Raw genomic sequence first — 22,349 nt, 5'->3', positions numbered from 1 at the left:
CCGGCGACAATGAGAAGTGCTGATGGCAGATTTTGTAGCGGTGATCCGCCGCGCTGTTGATGGTCTGGCGACAAACTCGCCTGAAGCCCGCGCGAAAGTATATGAAAAAGCGCGTGGTGCCGTTCAACGGCAGCTCGAGAACATGAAGCCGCGGCCGCCGGAAGAAATGCTTCGGCGGCAGATGGACAAGCTCGAAACGGCGATCGTCGAAGTCGAGAGCGAGCACGCGGAGGCGCTGGCGCCGTTCGAGAACGAGGCTGGTTTTGCCGACGACGAATTTGCCGCTGGCCAGCCTGCGCCCGCTGAAGAGACGGTGTTGCCGGCTCCAGCGGAGCCCGAGCAGGAACCGGCACCCGCTCCGGGCGAAGAGCCCGAACAGGCAGCACCGCTCGCCGCTACCGAGCCGGCTGGCTATTCGTATGACGAGCCTCCGCTCTATGAGGAACGGCACGAGCCTTTTGCTCCTGTTGCAGCCGAAGAACGCGAACCTGACGTTGCCCATTACGAACCGGCTGTAGAGCCGGAGACGTATGAGGCACGCACGGCCTACGAAGAGCGTCCGCTTTACGAAGAGCCTGTGCCGTCCGAGGAGCAGGACACTGTTCATCAAGGTGGATGGCCGGTCGGTGATGTCGCTGCCGTCGGTGAACGCGATGAGCAGGTCCACAACGAACCTGTGGCCGATGACGGCCGGGCACATTCCGTCGAAGCGCCGATCGAGCAGTATCCCGGGACTGTCGACGAGCCTGTCGCAAACGAGCGGGATGATGATCTTCCCTACTCGGCTGCCCGTCAGGACGATGACGTCGCCCACGTCCAGTGGCCACCGCAGACCAGTGCGGAGCCAGCGCGCACGGAACATGCGCCGCTCTTCGAAGAGCCCACCTGGCATGAGCCGGCGCATTCCGAAAACACCGCCGCAGCCGCCTGGGACGACGTTCCGGAACTGGTGCCGGCCGGTCCCGTCGAGCCGGTCCATCAGCACCAGCCGCAGGCCGATCTTCACAGTGGTGATCGCGTCGACGCGCATTTCGACCAGGAAACCCATGTCTCTGCCGATGCAGTTCGCATGCCATCGGTCGCTGAGCTCCCAAGTTTCGGCCAGACCGGGACGGAGACCGGGCGCAAAGACGACAGCGACGATTTCTTCGCAGGCTACCAGCTTGACGCAAAAGCGGACGAGCAGGCACAAAAGCCTGCCGGCAAGGATCACGAGAAGGATCCCTGGAGCGATCTGGATGACCTCATCGGGTACAGCAAGGGCGCGGCAATTGCCGGCGCCGGCGCTGCCGCCTCGAGCCCGAGACAGGCCCAGTCGGATGACAATCTCGAAGACCTGATGCCGACCCCGGCTAAGCCATACCGGGTGACGACGACGCGCAAGCGCAATTACGGTGGCCTCGCACTCGGACTGGTCGGCCTTCTGCTGCTGGGTGGCGCTGGTTATGCCGCCTGGATGAACCGCGACGCGCTGAGCGAGATGGTCGAAGGCTTCATGCCATCTTCCTCGACGGACACGGCGGTCTCGACCGCTGAAACGCCCACGACCTCGCAACCGGCCTCCGGGAACGCAACTACGGCTCCGGCAACAGCGCCGGCCAACCCGACGCCTTCGACGCAGCAGGCAAATGGCCAGCCCGCCGGTCAGACGAGCCCGCCGCCAGCCGCGGACGGTTCGACCGCCAGCCCGAAATTCACCCAGCGTCTGATGCCGGATGGCACAGAGGTGGATGAAGGTCCGGGTTCGGCCGGAAGCCTTGCCCAGAACGCCGAAGGGCAGTCGGTGGCGCAGCTCAACGCCCCGCCGACCACGCCGCCTGCGGCGCCTGGTGCTGCCGCGACGGCTGCAACCGCGCCCGGCGCACCTGCAGCGACTGCCCCCGACGCCAATCCGGCAGCGACCCCTGCGGTCTCCGGCGAAAAGATGTTCCTCTATGAAGAGCGTCTTGGCCAGACCGCGCCGACCGCGATCGACGGAAGCGTTTCCTGGTCTCTGCAGCGCGAACCGGGTTCCAACGGCGGTCCGCCTCAGGCTGAAGTCCAGGCCCGCATCACCATACCCGGTCGTGGTCTGACCGCGCTTGTGACGTTCAAGCGCAACTCGGATCCGTCGCTGCCCGCGAGCCATCTGATCGAGATCGTCTTTGCCGTCCCGCCGGACTTCGAGGGCGGTGCCATCGACAGCGTCCAGCGCATTGCGATGAAGACATCCGAGCAGGATCGCGGCAACGCCCTGATCGCGGTTCCGGCCAAGATCACCGACGACTTCCACATGATCGCGCTCAACGACTTCCCGGATGCTCGCAACACCAATATGGAGCTGCTGCGCACCCGCAACTGGATCGACATCCCGGTCGCCTATCGCAACGGACGCCGCGCGCTGTTCACGCTCCAGAAGGGGCCTGAGGGCGAGAAGGCGTTCAACGAGGCCATCCGCGAATGGGGCCAGGCCGGCGGCCAGACGGGCCAGTAATCGACCGGTCGCAGGACATAGGTCATACGAGAAGGGTCGCGAAAGCGGCCCTTTTCCATTTCCAGCCTCCCGTTGCGAACTCCCATGGCTCCGGTCAAAGAAAAAGGCCGCAAAATGCGGCCTTCGGTCTGCGAGTGCTGGTGTCTCTCGTTACGCGTCGACGACGCGCAGGGCCTGAGCCTGGGCGAGCGCTTCCTTGCGCACCGCATCCTGCACCTTTTCGAAGGCGCGAACCTCGATCTGGCGAACGCGTTCGCGGCTGATGTCGAACTCGGTCGAGAGTTCTTCGAGCGTCACCGGGTCTTCCGACAGACGGCGGGCTTCGAAGATGCGGCGTTCGCGTTCGTTCAGCACGGCGAGTGCCTTGCCGAGCATGCGGCGGCGCGTGTCGAGTTCGTCCTGCTGGATCAGGACCGCTTCCTGGCTCTCGTGATCGTCGACCAGCCAATCCTGCCACTGGCCGGCTTCGCCTTCAGCCGCCCGGATCGGGGCGTTGAGCGAAGCGTCGCCGGAGAGGCGGCGGTTCATCGAGATCACTTCTTCCTCGGATACGTTCAGCTTGGTGGCGATCTCGGTCACCTGGTGCGGCTTCAGATCGCCTTCCTCGATCGCCTGGATCTTGCCCTTGAGGCGGCGCAGGTTGAAGAACAGCCGCTTCTGGTTGGCGGTCGTGCCCATCTTGACCAACGACCAGGAGCGCAGGATGTATTCCTGGATCGAGGCCTTGATCCACCACATGGCATAGGTCGCCAGACGGAAGCCGCGTTCCGGGTCGAATTTCTTGACGGCCTGCATCAGGCCGACATTGCCTTCCGACACGACTTCGCCGATCGGCAGGCCGTAGCCGCGATAGCCCATGGCGATCTTTGCAACGAGACGCAGGTGGCTCGTCACCATCTTGTGGGCGGCCGCGCGGTCGCCATGCTCAGCGTAACGCTTCGCGAGCATGTATTCCTGCTGTGGCTCCAGCATCGGGAATTTGCGGATTTCGTCGAGATAGCGATTGAGACCGGCTTCGCCGGCGGTAATGGAAGGCAGATTGTTACGGGCCATGAAGCACCCCTTTCCGATCGTTGTCGGTTCCCGGCAGATTTCACCTGCCCTTACGGCGAACCGATTATGGCGCGGATCGTTCCCGACCCCGCACCAATGCAAGTGTCAGATAAGTGTGGCGGAACAGCGATTCAAGCGTTCACACCAACGTTATGACATTACAATTGCGTAATGATCGGCCGGACTTCCGGCGACGGTCAGGCCGTCATTGCCGCAGGGCTTCGATCAACTCTTCCAGGTCGTCGGGGATCGGAGCCTCGAATTCCATCACCTCGCCGGTGCGGGGATGTTCGAACACAAGCAGATAGGCGTGCAGCGCCTGGCGCGGGAAGGCGCTGACGACGGTGCGGGCGGGCTCGGGGATCTTGTTGACCTTGGTCTTGAAGCCACCGGCATAATCGAGGTCGCCGATGAGGGGATGGCCGATATGAGCCATGTGGACGCGGATCTGGTGCGTGCGGCCGGTTTCCAGACGGCATTCGATCAGGGCCGCCAGCGAGGTTGCCTCGGGCGTCTCGTGAAAACGCTCGATCACCTCGTAATGGGTAACCGCCTCGCGCGCGTCCACGGCATTCTCGCGGGTGACGGCGCGCTTGGTGCGGTCGCCACCGGCGCGGCCGAGCGGTGCGTCGATCGTGCCCTTCAAACCTTTCGGGCGGCCCCAGACGACCGCCATATAGGCGCGTTCCAGCGGACCGGAACGACCATGGTCGGCGAACTGGTCGGCGAGGTGGCGATGCGCCAGATCATTCTTGGCAGCGACCATGACGCCCGACGTATCCTTGTCGAGCCTGTGGACGATGCCCGGCCGCTTGACGCCGCCGATGCCGGAAAGAGTGTCGCCGCAATGGTGGATCAGCGCGTTGACGAGGGTCCCGGTCCAGTTGCCGGCGCCCGGATGCACGACGAGACCCGGCGGCTTGGCGATGACGATCAGGTCCTCGTCCTCATAGAGAACATCAAGTGGAATATCCTCGCCCTTGGGTTCGGGATCTTCCGGTTCCGGCAATGTGATCTCGATTTGATCGCCGGGGGACACTTTCTTCTTCGGCTCGGTGCAGGCCTTGCCGTTCAGCAGTACGACACCCTGTTCGATCAGCGCCTTGATGCGGTTTCTGGAGAATTCGCCGTCCAGAACCTGTGTCAGCCACGCATCCAGCCGTCCTTCTGCTGCCTCATCGGCAGTCAGGACTTTCCTCGGGGCTTCGGCTTGTTTAAAGGGGTCGTTCATTCCGGTTTCCGTCAATTCGCAATCTTGCACGCATAAGGACAATTCATGCCCCAACCAGAAGTCGAGGAAAAGGAAGAGCCGCTTGATCCGGCGATGGAGAGAATCCGCCGGAAGATGGTGCTTCTGCAGCTCGTTTCGGGCGGGATCCTGTTTGTCTGCTTTATGGCGGTCCTCGCCGCGATTGTCTACAAGATCTCCCAGCGGCCCGCAGACGGCCCGGCAACGGTCGCCACGTCGGGAAGTTTCACCGTCCCGTCCGACCAGCCGCTGAAGGCCACCGCCGCACTGCCGACCGGTTTCCAAATCGACAATGTGTCGATGTCCGGCAGCCAGCTCGTCTTCCTGGGCCAGCTCAACGGCGCCCGCAAGGTGTTCGTGTTCGACATCGTGCTCGGGCGGATCGTCGCCGACGTGACGATCGCCACCGGTCCGTGATGGAGACAATCCGCATCGAGGATGCGGACGACCCGCGGATCGCCGAATTTCAGGCGGTCCGCGATCGCGACCTGACGGGGAGGGGCGGGCGGTTTATCGCCGAGGGTACGGTCGTGCTGCGCATGCTGGCGCAGGCCCACAGGGCCAAGTCCTCCTTCGTCGCGGAGAAGCTTCTGCTTCTGGAAAATCGGGTGTCCGGGCTGGAAGACATCCTTGGGCGTTTCCCTGACGATGTCCCGGTCTATGTCGCATCCTCTGCCGTTCTCGACCGGATTGTCGGCTTCCACCTCCACCGCGGCGTGCTGGCGATCGGTCGCAGGGCTGAGGAGCCGTCGATTGCGGACCTCCTGCAGAACCTGCCGGAAAAGGCATTGGTCGTTGCGGCCTTCGGCATTTCCAACCACGACAATATCGGCTCGATCTTCCGCAATGCGGCCGCTTTCGGCGCCGATGCGGTGCTGCTGGATGCCGCCTGCTGCGATCCGCTCTATCGAAAGTCGCTGCGGGTTTCTGTCGGCTCCGTGCTCTCGGTGCCCTATGCCCGCACCGGGACGATGACGGAGCTTCTGGACGCGCTGATGTCGCGCGACTTCGCGATCTGGGGCTTGTCGCCTGCCGGACATGCCGAAATCCGCGACGTACCGGCGCATCCGCTGATGGCGCTGATCACCGGAACCGAGGGCGACGGACTGCCGGCGCATATCCTCTCCGCAGTCAAGACCGCGCGCATTGCCCAGATGCCGGGACTGGACAGTCTCAACGCCGCAACCGCGACCGGTATCGCGCTCTACGAGATCGCCATGCGGCAGGGCCGGCTCTAGGGATTTTAGGTGTCGTTCAGGATGACGACTGCTCGTTCAGTTTCGCCATGGCCTTCTTGGCCTTGGCAGCGAGGCTTTCGCGCTCGCTGTTGCCGGATTTGCCCGACAAAATCGTATTGATCGGCGAGGCCTTGCCTTCGCGCGCGGCCGTCAGCGCCACAAGGCTTGCGGCGATGGTTGCAAGCTCCTGCCGAAGCGCTGCATCGTTAGCGCCATCGCGACTCTTTAAAAGCCGTTCCGACACGGCGGTCGCCCGGTTGCGGGCATCGTCTGCGAGATCGATCATGGCCGGTGTCATCATCGCAGCTGTCATCATGGTGGGCTCTGGGTCCATGCCCGTCGGGCGGGCGACGGCTAACACACCCTCCTCGAGGAGATGCGCCGCCTGGATGTCTTCGGGACCGGGCGTGTTGATCTTGCCTGAATTCGACTTCGCTTTTGATCCGGCTGGCGACCCGGTCTTGCGGAGGGCGCGGCTCGCGTCGCGGGCTTCCGCATTGGCCGTTTTCAGTTTTTCGCGTAGTCTTTCGATTTCCTGCTGACGGCGGTCCAGCGCCTCTGCCCTGTCGGCACCCTCGGCGATCTCCCGGTCCAGCCTTTCCTGCAGCGCTATCCGGCGTTGCTCTTCCAGCTTGACCTTGCCCTCGGCTTCCTTGGCGCGGGTGGTCATGTCGCGGATTTCCGTTCGCAGCGTCTCGCGTTCGTCGCGAAGATTGCCGATCCGGGCCTTGAGCCCTTCCATCTCTGCCGCATGAGACGAGAGGTCGATGCGGAAATTGTCCGTATCGGCAATCAGCCGGGCAACGTGCTGCTGGCGTTCGCCGATCTCGACATCGCGCATCCGCAGGTCGTCGTGGGACTGTTCCAGCGCCACCTTCAGCTCCTGGATATAGCTGTCTTCCTGGCGAAGACGCGAGCGGGTGGCGGCAGCCTCGACATCCAGCGTGTCGGCCTGCATCTTCAGGTCCTGCCGGTCGTCTTCAAGCGTGCGGATGGTCGCGTTCAGGGCCTCGATATCGAGCATCAGGCGGGTGTTTTTCTCGCGCGCCTGGATCAGTTCCTGAGAGGTCCGGGCGTTTTCCGCCGCATAGACGGCACGTGCCATATCACGCTGGGCACGCACTTCCTCAGGGCTGATCGGCAGTGTCGCCCGGATGCGGTTTTCTGTGTAGCGCACGATCCGCCTGTGGATCGCCGGCGAAATCAGGATGGCAAGCAGCGCCGCGCTGAGGAAACCCAGGCCAAACAGGAGTGCGTATTGGATCACGGAAAGCCGTTCTTTGTGTCTGGAGCGGACAGGCTCTTTTTAAGCACGGGCGCCTGCACCCGGCAAGTGGGCTCGCCCGGTGGAGGTGTCAGCCTGCCGCTCAGAAGGGGTTCCAGGTGGCTTCGCGGGTCATCTTCAGATAGCCGACATTGATGCCGAGACGGGCGCCAAGGCCGGTGCGGATCGGCACCAGGATCACGTTGTTGTTGCGCAGGACAGTCATCCCGACGCCGGCGACTACGAAGGCCGAGCCGGAAACGCCGCCGAAGCGGGCATAGAGCGAATCGACCGTCGGCAGGTCATAGACCAGCATCATAGCGCGGGTGCCCTGGCCGCCGTAATCGATGCCGAGCGATGGGCCCTGCCAGTAGGTCGGATGCTGTCCGGCGTTTTTCGTGTATAGCTGGCCTTCGCCATAGGTCAGGCCGGCGATGAAGGCGCCGGAGCCTTCCTGGCCGAGAATGTAACCGTTGGGCAGGCCGTATTTCGAGAAAGCGTTTTCCACCACCTTGGCGAGACCGCCGCTGGTGGAGCCGAAAAAGCCGTGGCCGGCATCGACAATTTCCTGCATCGAATACTGCGAAGCATTCTGCTGGGCGGATGCCCTTTCGATTGTGACACAGAAAGCGGTTGCCATGACCACGAAAGCGGTGGCAAAGCGAGCGAAGGCGGAAAGGTTCTGGCGGCGCATATTGAAGTCCGTTTGTTAAATCTTCCGTTATCAAGCGTCATGCTTAAGCCGCCTCTATCTTGGCGGCATGACGTTAACAATCGGTTTACCACAAATGGTGTCATTATGGCGGCACCTATACACATTGACCGTCGACAATCCCCGCGCAATGTTGCTGTGGCACATGCGCGAGGGAATATTTTCATCCAGCCGGAGACACGCATGCCTAAAAATCCCAATCTAACCCTCGGCGGTCCGGATCTGGCAGCTCTCCTCTGCAGCCGGGTCTGCCACGATATCATCTCGCCGGTCGGAGCCATCAACAATGGCCTGGAGCTTCTCGATGAGGGAGCCGCCGACGCGGATGCGCTCGACCTGATCCGTACGTCGGCCATGAACGCCTCGGTGCGTCTGAAATTCGCGCGGCTTGCTTTCGGCGCCTCCGGCTCTGTTGGTGCCTCGATCGATACGGGCGAGGCCGAAAAGGCTGCCAAGGAGTTCGCGGTCGCCGAAAAGAAGACGGAAGTCTCCTGGAACGGCCCGCGCGCCATCATCCCGAAGAACCGGGTCAAGCTGCTCCTCAACCTCTTCACTGTCGCTTACGGCGGCATTCCGCGCGGCGGCTCTCTCGATGTGACACTCGAAAACCCGGAATTCGACGCGAAGTTCATTATCACCATCAAAGGCCGGATGATGCGCGTGCCGGCGAAATTCGTCGAAGTGCTGTCGGGTGCCATGGAAGAGGCGGTCGATGCCCACACGATCCAGCCGTATTACACGGTTCTGCTGGCCGACGAATGCGGCATGGATTTGAAATACGTGGTGTCTGAAGACAAGATCACCTTCATCGCGGAAACCGTCCCTGCCGAAGTGCCGGCCGTTTCCGAAGAGGTCTGAGACCCGATCAAGCGCTCTGACATGTGAAAAGCGCGGGTTGCCCTGAGGCGGCCCGCGCTTTTCGCGCTGCGCCTGACGCGTAACTCTTTCTTAGCTTCATTCGGGTCATGGTGGATGTTGCCTAGGGACGGGCACAGCATCAGGGGAAACACGATGCAGCGAATGATGATTGCAGACAGTTCGGACATCGTGCGCAAAGTGGGCAAGCGCATTCTCTCGGAGATCGGCTTCCTGGTTTCCGAAGCGGGCACTGCGCAGGAAGCACTGACCGGCTGCCGTGCAACCTTGCCGAACTTCCTGATCGTCGATGCAGGCCTCGACGACGCGCTCGGTCTGATCGCCTCTGTCCGGGCAATGGATCGCGGCAAGGACGTCAAGATCTTCTACTGCGTCATCGAGACGGACCTGAAGAAGATGATGGCCGGCAAACGCGCCGGCGCCAGCGATTTTCTCCTCAAACCCTTCGATCGCAAGATCCTGACAGCAGTGTTCGGCGGCTTTGCTGTTGCGGCTTGATAGTTTCAGCGTTTGCGGCGTGCGCTGAGTGAAGCCGCGTCTCGGAGGTGTCCTGTGAGCGATGACGAACTTCTCGTTCTCTACCCCGTACCCAGTCTCATCGCGACGCTACTTCAAAGCGAGAGAGCGAAGGGGAGCCCTCTGACGGAAGACGAGGTCCTCGAAATTACCGACACGTGTGAGGTCATCGCAGTTTCCCGTGATGTTGCTCAGAAAATGGACGAGCAGCGCGGCTATCTCGACATCGATCCTGAGAACTGCTGGGTTGAGTGGCAACAAGCTCGAACCGTGTTTATGGAAACTTGATCCGGACACCGCGCTAAGGCGTCGATCCTCAGCGCTTCCACCTCGGCAATCCTCAAACGCAAAAACACCCGCTTGCGCGGGTGCTCTTCAATCCGGGATAGGGAAAGTTTTCAGGCTCAGGCGGTTTCTGCGAGCTCGACATTGTCAGGTTCGCGCAGCACGTAGCCGCGGCCCCAGACTGTTTCGATGTAGTTCGCGCCACCGGCCGCATTTGCGAGCTTCTTGCGCAGCTTGCAGATGAAGACGTCGATGATCTTTAGTTCCGGCTCGTCCATACCGCCATAAAGGTGGTTGAGGAACATTTCCTTGGTGAGCGTGGTCCCCTTGCGGAGCGAAAGAAGCTCCAGCATCTGGTATTCCTTGCCCGTCAGGTGCACACGCTGGCCGCCGACTTCGACGGTCTTGGCGTCGAGGTTCACGATCAGTTCGCCGGTGATGATGATCGACTGGGCATGGCCCTTCGAACGGCGAACGATGGCGTGGATACGTGCAACCAGTTCGTCCTTGTGGAACGGCTTGGTCATGTAGTCGTCTGCGCCGAAACCAAGGCCTCGTACCTTGTCTTCGATGCCCGCCATGCCCGACAGAATCAGGATTGGCGTCTTGACCTTTGACAATCTCAGAGTGCGAAGCACTTCATAACCCGACATGTCGGGGAGATTGAGGTCAAGAAGAATGATATCGTAGTCATACAACTTACCAAGGTCGACGCCTTCTTCGCCAAGGTCGGTCGTATAGCAGTTGAAGCTTTCCGATTTCAGCATCAGCTCGATCGACTGGGCCGTCGCGCTGTCATCTTCGATGAGTAGAACCCGCATAATTTTCCCCTTTACCGCCGCGTAAGGTTACCGATGCCCCCTTACTCGATACGGATCCAGACTGAGCCTGATTTGGAAGCTGCCAGAAACTGGTTAACAAATTATGAGCGGTCCTGGCAAGGTGCATCATTTTGTTAAGCAAAATTAGTAGCAGCCTGTTTTACTTTAAGGATTGGCCATCGCCAGCTTGATTCAGCGGAGGAGGAAACCCCGCTAAGTGATTCAAACGACTCCGACATTGTCGTGACCGAAAACCGGCCTTGGCATTTACCGACCCTTAAATGATCAGGCTTATTGTTAATGATGCCTGTAAATGAAAGGTTAACGCGGCGCCGAATTTGTTAACGCCTCGGAAATTTTTTGAGCCTCGCACTGTATTGAACAGGGGTTTACCGGCCTGGGTCTCGCTATCCACGGAGTATTGCGTATGAAATCGCGTGACAATCTTGTTCGCCTGAAGAACTTTCAGGTTAACGAAAAGCGTCGTCAACTGCAGCAGTTGCAGACGATGATGGCCGAATTCGAAAGAATGGCGAAGGAACTGGAGCACCAGATCACCGTCGAGGAGAAGAAATCGGGAATTTCCGACCCGAATCACTTCGCCTATCCAACTTTTGCCAAGGCTGCCCGCCAGCGGGCCGACAATCTGCAAGTCTCGATCCGGGAACTTCGGATCCAGCAGGATGCCGCCGAGCTTGCGCTGGAAGAGGCGGAAGCCGAATTTGCAAAGGCGTCGGCGCTCGAAGAGCGCGACACCGGTATGCGCGCCCGCGCCTGATGCCTTACGGCTGGTTGCCAGCCGAGCGCATCACACGATAGCGAGAGGACTTTGACGAGGGGACCGCGGACCGGTGCCCCCGTTTTTGCTTTTTCGACTTTTTCCACGGAGCGGCAGGGCAGACGTGTGGCCCAAGCTTTGCTATGGGTGCCCGATGAGAAGGCTCATCTGGTTTTCGCTTTATGCCGTCGCTTGTGTTTTTCTGGCCCTGGGTCTGACCCTGCCGATCATTCGCTTCGACCGGCTGTATTTCTTTCGCGAGACGCCGTCGCTGGTCGAACTCGTTTCTGCTCTATGGGGGCAGGGCGATGTCGCGCTTGCGCTCATCGTCGGACTGTTCTCGATTGTCTTCCCGGTTGCAAAGCATATGGCGCTCGGCGCACAAGCCTTTCGCGGCAATCGTCAGCCGGGATTTTTTGCGCGCGTGATGCCGCATCTTGCGAAATGGTCGATGATGGATGTGATGCTGGTGGCACTCGTGGTGTTTGCGGCCAAGACGTCCGGCCTCGCGCAGGCAGTAACGCAACCCGGCCTGTGGTTCTATGCGGCCTCGGCGATCATCGCCGGCATATTGCCGCAACTGGCGAGGCGAGAACCGTCCTTGTCCCGGTAAGATTCAAACCAGGGCAAATAAAAAGTGCCGCTGCGGTGAGGCAACGGCACTTCGATTTTACCGATGAACAGTGGTCTGCTGACTTCGCCTAATGGCGGTACTGCTGAATGCGGGTGGTCCGAAGACCGGCCAGGCCGTGGTCGTTGATAGACGCTTGCCAGGACAGGAATTCTTCTACGGTGAGCGTATAACGCTCGCAGGCTTCTTCCAAGCTCAACAGGCCGCCGCGAACCGCGGCGACAACCTCTGCCTTACGACGGATAACCCAGCGGCGCGTATTGGCCGGCGGAAGATCCGCAATCGTAAGCGGGCTGCCATCGGGACCGATGACATATTTAACTCGGGGACGTATCATTTCGGTCATTGGACTCTCTACACAACGCAAGACCACAAACGAGAGCCTACCGGGGCAGTTTTAACATTTGACTAAACGAGAGGCGCCATTTGTGGCCAAACCCGCATTGGTCGCAATTCACTTGATTCGAGCCGACAAAAACCTTTTAAAACAAGGCATTGTTAGAGTTGTCTTAAGTGATGAATTTCTTGGTTTATTTCATGGTTGCTCCGGAAGAGGACACATTGTGGCCACCGCGCGGGTAAAATGGCCGATCTTTGCAACTGAAATTGCGATAATCGGCCACGTCGATTTTAGTCAGAGCAGGGTCAGCGAGAGCTCCGTCTTGCCGGCACCCAGTGTCACCTGTGCGGTGCCGGAGTGCTGAAGCGTCAGGCTATCGCCTGCGCTCAGCGAAAACACGCCGCTCGCACTCTGCGACTGCGCACCACCCGTTATGCCGGTGAGGGTCATCAGTGTTTCCGTACCGTTGCGCAGCAGCACTGCTCCGTGTCCCGACGATGTGGTGACGACGAGATTGAGGGTAACGAGGTAGATGCCGGCTGCTGGAACCGTCATCGCGTTGCCGCCGCCGGCTGCCGAAGCGCCAAGTCCGAAACTGCCCTGGTTGAGGGCGTAGGTGGTAAAGCCGCTCTGCTGGCCTGATGTCGGCGTGAATGTGGTGCCGGTGCGATAGGCGCGCGCTGCCGGCTGGTTGGGTCGGCTGACACGACCTGTCGGGCTGATGGCGAGACCCGTGCGCCAGGTGGTGCCGTCGCTGATCTTGATGGAGAATTCGGTGTTTCCGGCAAGCCCCATTTCTGCGAACCCGGTCCAGTTGGACTGGAACAGCAGCGATGCGGTGTCGGTTGCGGCCGCCTTGTTGACCTTGATCTGGTGACCGTTGCCGGCATGGTTGAAGAGGCTTGCAGGAGACGACAGCGACAATCGGTTGGTGGCATCGGCGACAGCGTTTATGCCGAGCAGGCTCAGGGTGCCCTGATCCGGCAGCGGAACATCCCGCCATGCAGCGCCATCAAACACACGCAGGCGAGAAGTTTCCGCAAACCATGCCCGCCATCCCGTCTTCACGGTCAGGAAGGTCCAGGCGCCGTCCTGCCAGGCGGCGATGCTGCCGGTCTTGCCAGTCCATGCCCCGGTCGCGCTCGCGCCCACCAGATGGCGATTGCCGTCAACCGGCGAGGTCGGTGGGGCCGACAGTTCGGAGAGAATTGTCAGATGCACCAGCGCATCCAGAACAAGCAGCGCCTCGTTATGGGTGACGTGCTTTTGCGCCTGCGACGGCAGGATGAAGGGCATGTCGAGTTGGGTGGTCGTATCGGGCATGTCGCGCTCCCAAAGGTTGGCCAGTGTTGGTCGCGTGGATTTTACGGCCGTGCCCGCGCGTGAGGATGTAACTCGTGTTAAGTGACTGAAATATAATACGTGCCTGCGCCGAAACCAGCGTTAGCAACATCCTGCGTGGCGGGACGGCAACGGTGTGGGGGCTTGTCTCGCCATGGCTGGAAACAGGCGTTCCGATGTCCCGATTGCCCTTGTTTCTTCGTCCGCATGTGCGAATGTGGGCGCAACGAGCACGGGAACACGGCATGCGATATTCCGCCTTATCGATCATCAAGCAGGCGCTTTCGGGCAATCGTCGCTGGACGCCGGCATGGCGCGAGCCGGAGCCGAAACCGCATTACGATGTGATCATCGTCGGCGGTGGCGGCCATGGTCTGGCGACCGCCTATTACCTCGCCAAAGAATTCGGCATCACCAATGTCGCTGTGATCGAGAAGGGCTATATCGGGTCGGGCAATGTCGGCCGCAACACCACGATCATCCGGTCCAACTACCTGCTGGAAGGCAATAATCCGTTCTACGAGATGTCCTTGAAGTTGTGGGAAGGGCTGGAAAGGGACTTCAACTACAATGCCATGGTGTCGCAGCGTGGCGTGCTGAACCTGTTTCACTCCGACGGCCAGCGCGATGAATACGCGCGTCGCGGCAATGCCATGCGGCTTCATGGCGTCGATGCGGATCTGCTTGACCGCGAACAGGTGCGCAGGCTCGCGCCCTATCTCAATTTCGATCACGCCCGCTTTCCCGTCATGGGCGGCCTCCTGCAAAAGCGCGGCGGCACGGTGCGTCACGATGCGGTCGCCTGGGGCTACGCACGGGGTGCCGATGCCAGAGGCGTCGATATCATCCAGCACTGCGAGGTGACCGGCATTCGTCGCGGACCGGGCGGCGAAGTCGAGGGTGTCGAGACGAGCAAGGGCTTTGTCGGCTGCAACCGGCTGGCGCTGGCGGCTGCCGGCAACACGACGACGGTCGGGCGGATGGCGGATCTTGCCCTGCCGATCGAGACGCATGTGCTGCAGGCCTTCGTGTCGGAGGGGCTGAAGCCAATCATCGACAACGTCATCACCTATGGCGCGGGACATTTCTACATCTCGCAGTCGGACAAGGGCGGTCTCGTGTTCGGTGCCAATATCGACTACTATTCCTCCTATGCGCAGCGCGGCAATCTTGCGACCGTCGAGGAGACGATGCAGGAGGGCGTGTCGCTGATCCCCGGACTGTCGCGGGCCAAGGCGCTGCGGGCCTGGGGCGGCGTGATGGACATGTCGATGGACGGATCACCGATCATCGACCGCACGCCGATCGACAATCTCTATCTCAACGCCGGCTGGTGCTATGGCGGCTTCAAGGCCACGCCGGCCTCAGGCTTCTGCTTCGCGCACCTGATCGCCAAGAACGAAACCCATCACGTCTCGCGCTTCATGCGGCTCGACCGGTTCGAGCGGGGCTATGTGCTCGACGAGGGTGGCAAAGGCCCGCAACCGAACATGCACTGAGCCGTATCCGCACCGAGACGAAGACCCAAGACTGAGCCTGACACAAAGACCGAGATTAAGACATGGCAAGCCTGATTACCTGCCCCCATTGCGGAACGCGGCCGAAGGAAGAGTTTTCGGTGCGCGGCGCCGTGATTGCCCGCCCGTCGGCGTCCGAAAAGGACGAGGCCTGGCACCGCTATGTCTATGTCCGCGACAATCCGAAGGGTCGATATCAGGAATACTGGCATCACGCGGCCGGCTGCCGCCGTTGGCTGGTGGTCGATCGCGACAACCTTACGCATGAGGTCTTCGGCGTGACGGATGCGCAAGCGTCTCAGGAGGGGAGCCGATGAGCGCTTACCGTCTCGATGCCGGCGGTCTCGTCAACCGCGCCAATCCCCTGACATTCACGTTCGACGGCAAGAGCTATACCGGTTTCGACGGCGATACGCTCGCCTCGGCGCTGATTGCCAACGACCAGATGCTGATGGGCCGCAGCTTCAAGTATCACCGCCCGCGTGGCCCGGTGACGGCCGGTTCCGCCGAGCCCAACGCATTGGTGACGATCGGCAGCGGTGCCCGGTCCGAGCCGAACGTGCGCGCAACGGTCGCCGAGCTCTACAATGGCCTCACCGCCGTCAGTCAGAACCGCTGGCCGTCGCTCGCCTTCGATATGGGAGCGGTCAACGGCCTGCTGTCGCCCTTTCTCGGCGCCGGCTTCTACTACAAGACATTCATGTGGCCGGCGATCTTCTGGGAAAAGCTTTACGAGCCTGTCATCCGTCGTGCCGCCGGGCTCGGCAAGCTGACCATGGAGGCGGATCCGGATCGCTACGAGAAAGCCTGGGCGCATTGCGATCTGCTGGTCGTCGGCGCAGGGCCTGCCGGCCTGATGGCGGCACTTTCTGCCGCCCGCGCCGGTGCGCGTGTGCTGATTGCCGATGAAAGTGCCCGCTTTGGGGGCTCGCTGCTATCCGAAAACGTCGTGATCGGCGGGCAGGCGGCGAGCGACTACGCCGCCGGTCTGGTCGAGGAGCTCGCGTCCTTTCCGAACGTGACGATGATGCCGCGCACCACCGCGTTCGGCTGGTATGACGACATGGTGTTCGGCGCCGTCGAGCGGGTGCAGAAGCACGTGGAAACGCCGTCGCCGGATCTGCCAGTCGAGTGTGTCTGGCGCATTGTCGCCAAGCGGGCGATCCTAGCCTCCGGTGCCGAAGAGCGGCCTCTTGTGTTCGGCGGCAACGACCGGCCGGGCGTGATGACCGCGAATGCGGCGCGCACCTATCTCAACCGCTACGGCGTCGCCGTCGGCTCCAAGGTTGCCGTCTTCACCAACGGTGGCTCGGGTTATCGCACGGCGGCCGATCTTTCCGCCCGTGGCGTCGAGGTTGCCGCGATCATCGATGCGCGCGCCGCGTCCACCGATCCGGCACCCTACGGCATTCGTGTCATCCATGGCGGTGCCGTCGTCGCAACCAAGGGCCGCAACCGTATCGATGCGCTGGTCGCAGAGCGGGCGGGTTTCGAGGAGGAGATCGCCTGCGATGCGCTGGCCATGGCCGGCGGCTGGTCGCCGATCGTGCATCTGATGTGCCAGCGCGGTGCCAAGCCCGTGTGGTCGGACGCGGCGAAGGCGTTTGTGGCGCCGGATGTGGGCGCAAACTTTGTTGCTGCCGGCTCGGCTGCCGGTGCCGACACCATCGCCGCCTGCCTTCGCGACGGGGCATCGAAGGCAGCTGCGTTTTCGACCGAACTCGGCTTTGCCGCCTATGAAGCAAACATTCCCGAGGTGGAAGGCGAATACGATCCTGATTTCGCGCCGCTCTGGTATGTGCCGGGGGCCAAGGACAAGGCCTTTGTCGATTTCCAGAACGATGTCCATGTCAGCGATCTCGGCCTCGCCCAGCGCGAGGGTTTCCGGCATATCGAGCATACCAAGCGTTATACCACGACAGGCATGGCGACCGATCAGGGCAAGCTCGGCAATGTCGCGACGATCGGGATTGTCGCTGCCATGCGCGGCGTCTCGCCGGCCGAAATCGGCACCACGACCTTCCGGCCGTTCTACACGCCGGTCTCGATGGGTGCGCTTGCCGGTACATCGCGGGCCGAACACGCAGCGCCGGTCAGGACCTCGCCTTTGCATGGCTGGGCCAAGAAGAATGGCGCGACCTTTGTCGAGAGCGGCCTCTGGTACCGCTCGTCGTGGTTTGCGCGCGATGGCGAAAAGATCTGGCGCGACAGCGTTGACCGCGAAGTGCGCAACGTGCGCGAAAATGCCGGTCTCTGCGATGTCTCGACGCTCGGCAAGATCGAAATCTTCGGGAAGGGTGCTGCGGAATTCCTGAACCGGGTCTATTCCAATGCCTTCCTGAAGCTGCCGGTCGGCAAGGCGCGTTACGGCCTGATGCTGCGCGAGGATGGGATGGTGTTCGACGACGGCACGACCAGCCGCCTGTCCGAAAACCACTATGTAATGACCACCACGACGGCTTACGCGACAGAGGTGATGGCGCATCTGGAATTTGCAAGCCAGACCTTCTGGCCTCATCTCGACGTGCGCTTCGTGTCCTCCTCCGACCAGTGGGCGCAGATGTCGCTGGCCGGACCGAAGGCGCGGATCATCCTTGCCCGGATCGTGGAAGACGACATTTCCGATGCGGCAATACCGTTTCTCGGTGCGAAGGTCGTCACGCTCAAGGGCGGGCTGAAGGCGCGCCTGTTCCGCATCTCGTTTTCGGGCGAACTCGCCTACGAACTGGCGGTGCCCGCAGGCTATGGCGAAGCCGTGGCCGATGCGATCATGCAAGCGGGCCGCGAGGACGGTATCTGTGCCTACGGCGTCGAGGCGCTCAATGTCCTGCGCATCGAAAAAGGCTTCGTCACCCATAGCGAGTTGGAAGGCCGGACCACGGCCGACGATGTCGGTTACGGGAAAATGATGGCGATGACCAAGCCGGATTTCATCGGCAAGCGCCTCTCGACCCGTTTCGGCCTGACCGCCGCCGATCGCCTTCAGCTCGTCGGCCTGAAGCCTGTGGAAACGGACAAGGAGTTCATGGCGGGCGCCCATCTGTTGAAAGACGGCGCAGCCGCGACGCTTGCGGGCGACCAGGGCTTCGTATCATCAGCCTGCTATTCGCCGACGCTCGGACACACGATCGGTCTCGGCCTTCTCAAATCCGGCCGCGAGCGGATCGGCGAGAAGATCACCATCTGGGATGGTCTTCGCGGCACCGAAGTCGCGGCGGAAGTCTGCCTGCCGGTGTTTGTCGATCCGCAAAACACAAAACAGCATCTTTGAGGGCATGACGATGGCTTTGACACTTCTCCACCGCCATGCGCTCGAAGATCACATCCTGGGCTTCGAGACGAGCGCCAACCCCAACCACCTGTCCGTCGCGCGGCGGCCGGTGATCTTTTCGGTGCTTGCCCATGCGGGCCAGGAGCAGGCCGTGGGCCTAGCACTCAAGGCTGCCCCGGATATCGCGCCGCGCTTCTGCGGCCCGGCGGAATGGCTGGCGGTGTCGCTCACCGCAGGCTCGGAGATGGTTGCCGGTCTTCTGTCTCAAATTCCCGGCGCCTCCGTCGTTGACCAGAGCGACGGCAAGGTGCTGATGGCGATTTCGGGCCCAAGCGTGCGACAGATTCTCGCAAAATCCGTCGCCGTCGATCTGCATCCGGATGCCTTCGCGCAGGGGCATTCCGCCAACATGCTGTTCGGCCATGTCGCGGTGAACCTGGCGCGCTCCGGCCCGGACGCCTTCGAGATCATCGCGCCCCGGTCGTTCGCCGGCTCGGTCTACGAGGACCTGATGGAAATGGGCCGCAAATTCGCCCTGACGGCATCGTTTTCGGGCGGGTGAAATTCATCCGGGCCGTGACAGGTCTCAACTCGCCAAGGCATATTCCTCGATAGTCGCGAGTTCCGCCTCAAGAGCCTGCGCCTGCGTTTTCAGGTCGTAGCTCGTCTGCATATTCATCCACAGTTCCGGCGAGGTCTTGAAGAACCTCGCGAGACACAGCGCTGTATCCGGCGTGATGCCGACTTTCTCCCCGACGATGCGTTCAATCCGCGTGCGTGGAACATTGAGCTTCTTGGCAAGAGCGTAAGGGGTCATGTCCAGCGGCTCAAGATAGAGATCTCGCAGGATCTCGCCTGGATGAATTGCCGGGAGTACAGAGTTCACCATTCACGTCGCCTCGATGCCTCATGGGTGCATCCGACTTTTAGTATCACGCATTGATACTAAAGGCGTCAAGTCGAAGCGCCTCAGTGCTTCTCGCGAACGAAGCTCCAGAGACCCTTTTCTTCGGATGCTGCCATGACGAGGTCCGGCCGCTTTTCGAGCGCCGGGACGAGACTTGAGAGGCCTTCGACCCGGTTCAGGAGGTCGACGAATTCGGGGGCGAGGTCCTCGGCGAAATCGCGGCAGAAGCCCTGGATCACGCCGAACTCGATTGTCTTGCGCGGTGTCGCATCGCGCATCGTGGTCAATACGCTGCCTACCAGTTCGTCGAAGCTCAGCACGTTTGTCATTGCGCTATTCCCTGTCGGTTGGCGTTCATGAAAGGGCATACGCAAGGATTGAAAAATAAGTTTCACGCTCTTGCTCGAACATGGCGCGAAACGAACAGCGACTATGTCGGAAACGACAAATCCGGGTTCGCAGAACAGCCTATTGGCAATTCCCCGGAGGTTCTAGGCTCACCCCAAACAGGCATCAAGTTAGGGGAACGGGATCCATGAAAAGCCATGCTCGAGTTGTCGTCATCGGTGGCGGTGTCGTCGGATGTTCGGTCCTCTACCATCTGACGAAGCTCGGCTGGAGCGATGTCGTGTTGCTCGAGCGTTCGGAGCTCACCTCCGGCTCCACCTGGCATGCGGCTGGGGGCATGCATACGATCAACGGCGATCCGAACGTCGCCAAGCTGCAGAAATACACGGTCGAACTCTACAAGGAGATCGAGGCCTATTCCGGCCAGGATATCGGCCTGCACATGACCTCCGGCCTGATGCTGGCGGCGACGCCGGAGCGGTTCGACTGGTTAAAGTCGCTGCTTGCCAAAGGTAAATATGCAAACGGCGAAGCAAGGCTCGTCTCGGTCGAGGAAGCGCATGCGATGATGCCGCTGCTTGACCCGACGCAGTTCGTGGGCGCTGTGTTCGATCCGCACGAGGGCCATCTCGACCCCTACGGCACCACCCATGCTTATGCGAAATCGGCCAAGAAGAACGGCGCCGAGATCTATCTGCACACCAAGGTAGAGGACCTGGTGCAGCTTCCCGACGGAACCTGGCGGGTGATCACGGACAAGGGCGAGATCCGCTGCGAACATGTGGTGAATGCGGCCGGTCTCTGGGCCCGCGAAGTGGGGCGCATGGTCGGGCTGGAGCTGCCAGTGCTGGCCATGGAGCACATGTATCTGATCACCGAGGACATGCCTGAGGTCATCGACTTCAACAAGACGTCCGGCCGCGAACTGATGCACTGCGTCGATTTCGACGGCGAGATCTACATTCGCCAGGAACGCAACGGCATGCTGATGGGCACCTATGAAAAGGACTGCCGGCCGTGGTCGCCAATCGAGACTTCCTGGACGTTCGGCCATGAACTCTTGGCCGAGGACCTTGAGCGCATCACGAACGAGCTGGAGGTTGGCTTCCGGCATTTCCCGGCCTTCAACAATGCCGGCATCAAGACGATCATCAACGGGCCCTTCACCTTTTCGCCTGACGGCAACCCGCTTGTCGGCCCCGTGCGCGGCATGACGAATTTCTGGTCGGCCTGCGCTGTCATGGCCGGGTTCAGCCAAGGCGGCGGCGTCGGACTCGCGCTCGCCAACTGGATCGTCGAGGGCGATCCCGGCTTCGACGTGTTCGCCATGGATGTGACCCGCTACGGCGATTACGCGTCGCTTGCCTATACCAATGCGAAGGTGCGCGAAAACTATTCCCGCCGCTTCTCGATCCGCTACCCGAACGAGGAACTGCCGGCTGCGCGGCCACTGTTGACGACGCCGATCTACGACGCGCTGAAGGCGAGGGGTGCAGTGTTCGGCGCGTCCTACGGGCTCGAAACGCCGCTGTGGTTTGCGCCTGAAGGCGTCGAGGATGCGTTTTCCTGGCGCCGTTCCACCGATTTCGAGCATGTCGGCCGCGAGGCAAAGGCGGTGCGCGACAGCGTCGGGCTGATGGAGACATCCGGGTTCGCCAAATATTCGATCGGGGGCGAGGGCGCGCATGCCTGGCTCGACCATATTCTTGCGGGCAAGGTTCCAGCCGTCGGCCGTATGGCGCTTTCGCCGATGCTGAACGAGGCCGGCAAGCTGATCGGCGATTTCACGCTCGCCAATCTCGGCGACGACGCGTTCCTGCTGATCGGCTCCGGCATTGCCGAGGACTATCATATGCGCTGGTTCGAGACGCATCTGCCGGATGACGATTCGGTTTCCTTCGATTGTCTCAATCTCGGTCTGGTCGGCCTGTCGATTGCGGGCCCCCGGTCACGCGATGTGCTGCAAAAACTCACCCATCTCGACCTGTCGGATCCGGCTCTGCCGTTCATGGGCATTGTCGAGATCGATCTCGGCATGGCGCCGGTCATCCTCGGCCGTGTCAGCTATACCGGCGATCTCGGCTTCGAGCTGTGGATGAAGCCGGAATATCAGCGCTATCTGTTCGATCTCATCATGGAAGCCGGTGCCGAGTTCGGGATCACCCTGTTCGGCCTTCGGGCGTTGAATGCGCTGCGGGTGGAGAAATCCTTCGGCAGCTGGTCTCGCGAATACCGGCCGCTTTACGGTCCGCTGGAAGCCGGGCTTGGCCGCTTCATCGCCTATGGCAAGCAGGCCGATTTCATCGGCAAGGCCGCGGCGCTTGAGGAGAAGTCGGAGGGCGGCGCGCTGCGTCTCGTCACCTTCGTCGTCGATGCAAAAGATGCGGACGTGCTCGGCGACGAGCCGATCTCGCTTGACGGCCAGGTCTGCGGCTGGGTGACCTCGGGTGGATACGCCCATGCCGCCGGCGTGTCGGTCGCCATGGGCTATGTGCCGAAAGAGGTCTCCCGAACGGAGGAGGGGTGGCAGATCGAGGTGCTAGGCGAGATGCTCATCGCCCGGCTTCAGCCGCATCCGATCTTTGACGCCAACGGCTCGCGCATGCGGTCCTGACCGTCGAAAGCTGAAAAAGCGGATAAGCCAAGACCGAAGCAGACCAAAGGTTATTTCTCTATAGTTTTTGCCATTCGTGTGGAAATCGTGCCGTTTTTTCAACAATGCCAAGCGG

22 protein-coding genes are annotated in these 22,349 nt (G+C 61.3%); 13 read left to right on the top strand and 9 right to left on the bottom strand.

What is annotated here, in order from left to right; all coding sequences use genetic code 11:
* Positions 1-22: 22 nt before the first annotated feature.
* Positions 23-2,473: a hypothetical protein gene (locus tag ACQY1K_RS12370; RefSeq protein ID WP_430257496.1), complete on the top strand. Its 2,451-nt coding sequence runs from the start codon at positions 23-25 to the stop codon at positions 2,471-2,473.
* Positions 2,474-2,623: 150 nt separating this feature from the next.
* On the opposite strand, the gene rpoH is transcribed toward ACQY1K_RS12370, so the two are convergent.
* Both rpoH and ACQY1K_RS12360 read right to left on the bottom strand, forming a co-directional pair.
* Complete coding sequence (gene rpoH / locus ACQY1K_RS12365; protein WP_062455169.1) at positions 2,624-3,526, bottom strand: RNA polymerase sigma factor RpoH; 903 nt, start codon at positions 3,524-3,526, stop codon at positions 2,624-2,626.
* A gap of 205 nt (positions 3,527-3,731) precedes the next feature.
* Positions 3,732-4,757, bottom strand: coding sequence for an RluA family pseudouridine synthase (locus tag ACQY1K_RS12360; RefSeq protein WP_430257495.1), 1,026 nt, complete (start codon positions 4,755-4,757; stop codon positions 3,732-3,734).
* A 45-nt stretch (positions 4,758-4,802) separates the two neighbouring features.
* On the opposite strand from ACQY1K_RS12360, the gene ACQY1K_RS12355 reads away from it, so the two are divergent.
* Positions 4,803-5,192 carry a hypothetical protein gene (locus tag ACQY1K_RS12355; RefSeq protein ID WP_092660094.1) on the top strand — a complete coding sequence of 130 codons (390 nt, stop codon included), beginning with the start codon at positions 4,803-4,805 and terminating at the stop codon, positions 5,190-5,192.
* The gene (locus ACQY1K_RS12350; protein ID WP_430259002.1) at positions 5,192-6,013 is read left to right on the top strand and encodes a TrmH family RNA methyltransferase; all 822 of its coding nucleotides are present in this window, start codon (positions 5,192-5,194) and stop codon (positions 6,011-6,013) included. Before ACQY1K_RS12355 ends, ACQY1K_RS12350 begins: the two co-directional genes overlap by 1 nt.
* A gap of 16 nt (positions 6,014-6,029) precedes the next feature.
* On the opposite strand, the gene ACQY1K_RS12345 is transcribed toward ACQY1K_RS12350, so the two are convergent.
* Both ACQY1K_RS12345 and ACQY1K_RS12340 read right to left on the bottom strand, forming a co-directional pair.
* Complete coding sequence (locus tag ACQY1K_RS12345) at positions 6,030-7,280, bottom strand: hypothetical protein (RefSeq protein ID WP_430257494.1); 1,251 nt, start codon at positions 7,278-7,280, stop codon at positions 6,030-6,032.
* Positions 7,281-7,380: 100 nt separating this feature from the next.
* Positions 7,381-7,917 carry a DUF1134 domain-containing protein gene (locus tag ACQY1K_RS12340; RefSeq protein ID WP_062457827.1) on the bottom strand — a complete coding sequence of 179 codons (537 nt, stop codon included), beginning with the start codon at positions 7,915-7,917 and terminating at the stop codon, positions 7,381-7,383.
* 255 nt (positions 7,918-8,172) lie between these two features.
* Here ACQY1K_RS12340 and chpT point away from each other — a divergent pair, with 255 nt between their 5' ends.
* From chpT to ACQY1K_RS12325, 3 genes are all read left to right on the top strand, one after another.
* On the top strand, positions 8,173-8,847 hold the full coding sequence (gene chpT / locus ACQY1K_RS12335; RefSeq protein ID WP_062455179.1) for a histidine phosphotransferase ChpT: 675 nt from the start codon (positions 8,173-8,175) through the stop codon (positions 8,845-8,847).
* A 153-nt stretch (positions 8,848-9,000) separates the two neighbouring features.
* On the top strand, positions 9,001-9,363 hold the full coding sequence (locus ACQY1K_RS12330; protein WP_430257493.1) for a response regulator: 363 nt from the start codon (positions 9,001-9,003) through the stop codon (positions 9,361-9,363).
* 54 nt (positions 9,364-9,417) lie between these two features.
* A complete protein-coding gene (locus tag ACQY1K_RS12325; RefSeq protein ID WP_430257492.1) occupies positions 9,418-9,669 on the top strand; it encodes a hypothetical protein in 252 nt (83 codons plus the stop codon).
* Positions 9,670-9,785: 116 nt separating this feature from the next.
* Here the strand turns inward: ACQY1K_RS12325 and ctrA are convergent, their stop codons facing one another.
* On the bottom strand, positions 9,786-10,487 hold the full coding sequence (gene ctrA, locus ACQY1K_RS12320) for a response regulator transcription factor CtrA (protein ID WP_062455185.1): 702 nt from the start codon (positions 10,485-10,487) through the stop codon (positions 9,786-9,788).
* 427 nt (positions 10,488-10,914) lie between these two features.
* Between ctrA and ACQY1K_RS12315 the strand changes: the two genes are divergently transcribed.
* Positions 10,915-11,265 (top strand): hypothetical protein, encoded by a 351-nt coding sequence (locus ACQY1K_RS12315; protein WP_062455186.1) that lies wholly within the window; start codon positions 10,915-10,917, stop codon positions 11,263-11,265.
* A gap of 154 nt (positions 11,266-11,419) precedes the next feature.
* The gene (locus ACQY1K_RS12310) at positions 11,420-11,878 is read left to right on the top strand and encodes a paraquat-inducible protein A (protein ID WP_430242783.1); all 459 of its coding nucleotides are present in this window, start codon (positions 11,420-11,422) and stop codon (positions 11,876-11,878) included.
* 88 nt (positions 11,879-11,966) lie between these two features.
* Here the strand turns inward: ACQY1K_RS12310 and ACQY1K_RS12305 are convergent, their stop codons facing one another.
* Both ACQY1K_RS12305 and ACQY1K_RS12300 read right to left on the bottom strand, forming a co-directional pair.
* Positions 11,967-12,242, bottom strand: coding sequence for a DUF1153 domain-containing protein (locus ACQY1K_RS12305; protein ID WP_062455190.1), 276 nt, complete (start codon positions 12,240-12,242; stop codon positions 11,967-11,969).
* 288 nt (positions 12,243-12,530) lie between these two features.
* Positions 12,531-13,559 (bottom strand): DUF2793 domain-containing protein, encoded by a 1,029-nt coding sequence (locus ACQY1K_RS12300; protein WP_430257491.1) that lies wholly within the window; start codon positions 13,557-13,559, stop codon positions 12,531-12,533.
* A gap of 263 nt (positions 13,560-13,822) precedes the next feature.
* Here ACQY1K_RS12300 and ACQY1K_RS12295 point away from each other — a divergent pair, with 263 nt between their 5' ends.
* From ACQY1K_RS12295 to ACQY1K_RS12280, 4 genes are all read left to right on the top strand, one after another.
* Complete coding sequence (locus ACQY1K_RS12295) at positions 13,823-15,076, top strand: sarcosine oxidase subunit beta family protein (RefSeq protein ID WP_430257490.1); 1,254 nt, start codon at positions 13,823-13,825, stop codon at positions 15,074-15,076.
* 62 nt (positions 15,077-15,138) lie between these two features.
* Positions 15,139-15,411 (top strand): sarcosine oxidase subunit delta, encoded by a 273-nt coding sequence (locus ACQY1K_RS12290; RefSeq protein ID WP_062582640.1) that lies wholly within the window; start codon positions 15,139-15,141, stop codon positions 15,409-15,411.
* Positions 15,408-18,365 carry a sarcosine oxidase subunit alpha family protein gene (locus tag ACQY1K_RS12285; RefSeq protein WP_430257489.1) on the top strand — a complete coding sequence of 986 codons (2,958 nt, stop codon included), beginning with the start codon at positions 15,408-15,410 and terminating at the stop codon, positions 18,363-18,365. The genes ACQY1K_RS12290 and ACQY1K_RS12285 overlap by 4 nt, the downstream gene beginning before the upstream one ends.
* A 10-nt stretch (positions 18,366-18,375) precedes the next feature.
* A complete protein-coding gene (locus tag ACQY1K_RS12280) occupies positions 18,376-18,927 on the top strand; it encodes a sarcosine oxidase subunit gamma (RefSeq protein ID WP_430257488.1) in 552 nt (183 codons plus the stop codon).
* Between the two features lie 24 nt (positions 18,928-18,951).
* Here the strand turns inward: ACQY1K_RS12280 and ACQY1K_RS12275 are convergent, their stop codons facing one another.
* Positions 18,952-19,254 carry a HigA family addiction module antitoxin gene (locus ACQY1K_RS12275; RefSeq protein WP_430257487.1) on the bottom strand — a complete coding sequence of 101 codons (303 nt, stop codon included), beginning with the start codon at positions 19,252-19,254 and terminating at the stop codon, positions 18,952-18,954.
* An 80-nt stretch (positions 19,255-19,334) separates the two neighbouring features.
* Entirely contained in the window at positions 19,335-19,601 is a 267-nt protein-coding gene (locus tag ACQY1K_RS12270; RefSeq protein ID WP_062582644.1) for a hypothetical protein, read from the bottom strand.
* 206 nt (positions 19,602-19,807) lie between these two features.
* Here ACQY1K_RS12270 and ACQY1K_RS12265 point away from each other — a divergent pair, with 206 nt between their 5' ends.
* The gene (locus ACQY1K_RS12265) at positions 19,808-22,234 is read left to right on the top strand and encodes a GcvT family protein (protein WP_430257486.1); all 2,427 of its coding nucleotides are present in this window, start codon (positions 19,808-19,810) and stop codon (positions 22,232-22,234) included.
* Positions 22,235-22,349: the final 115 nt, after the last annotated feature.

The sequence above is a fragment of the Neorhizobium sp. IRS_2294 genome (genome assembly GCF_050500145.1).
GTDB lineage: Bacteria > Pseudomonadota > Alphaproteobacteria > Rhizobiales > Rhizobiaceae > Neorhizobium > Neorhizobium soli.
This window is presented reverse-complemented; position numbering and strand designations above follow the sequence as displayed.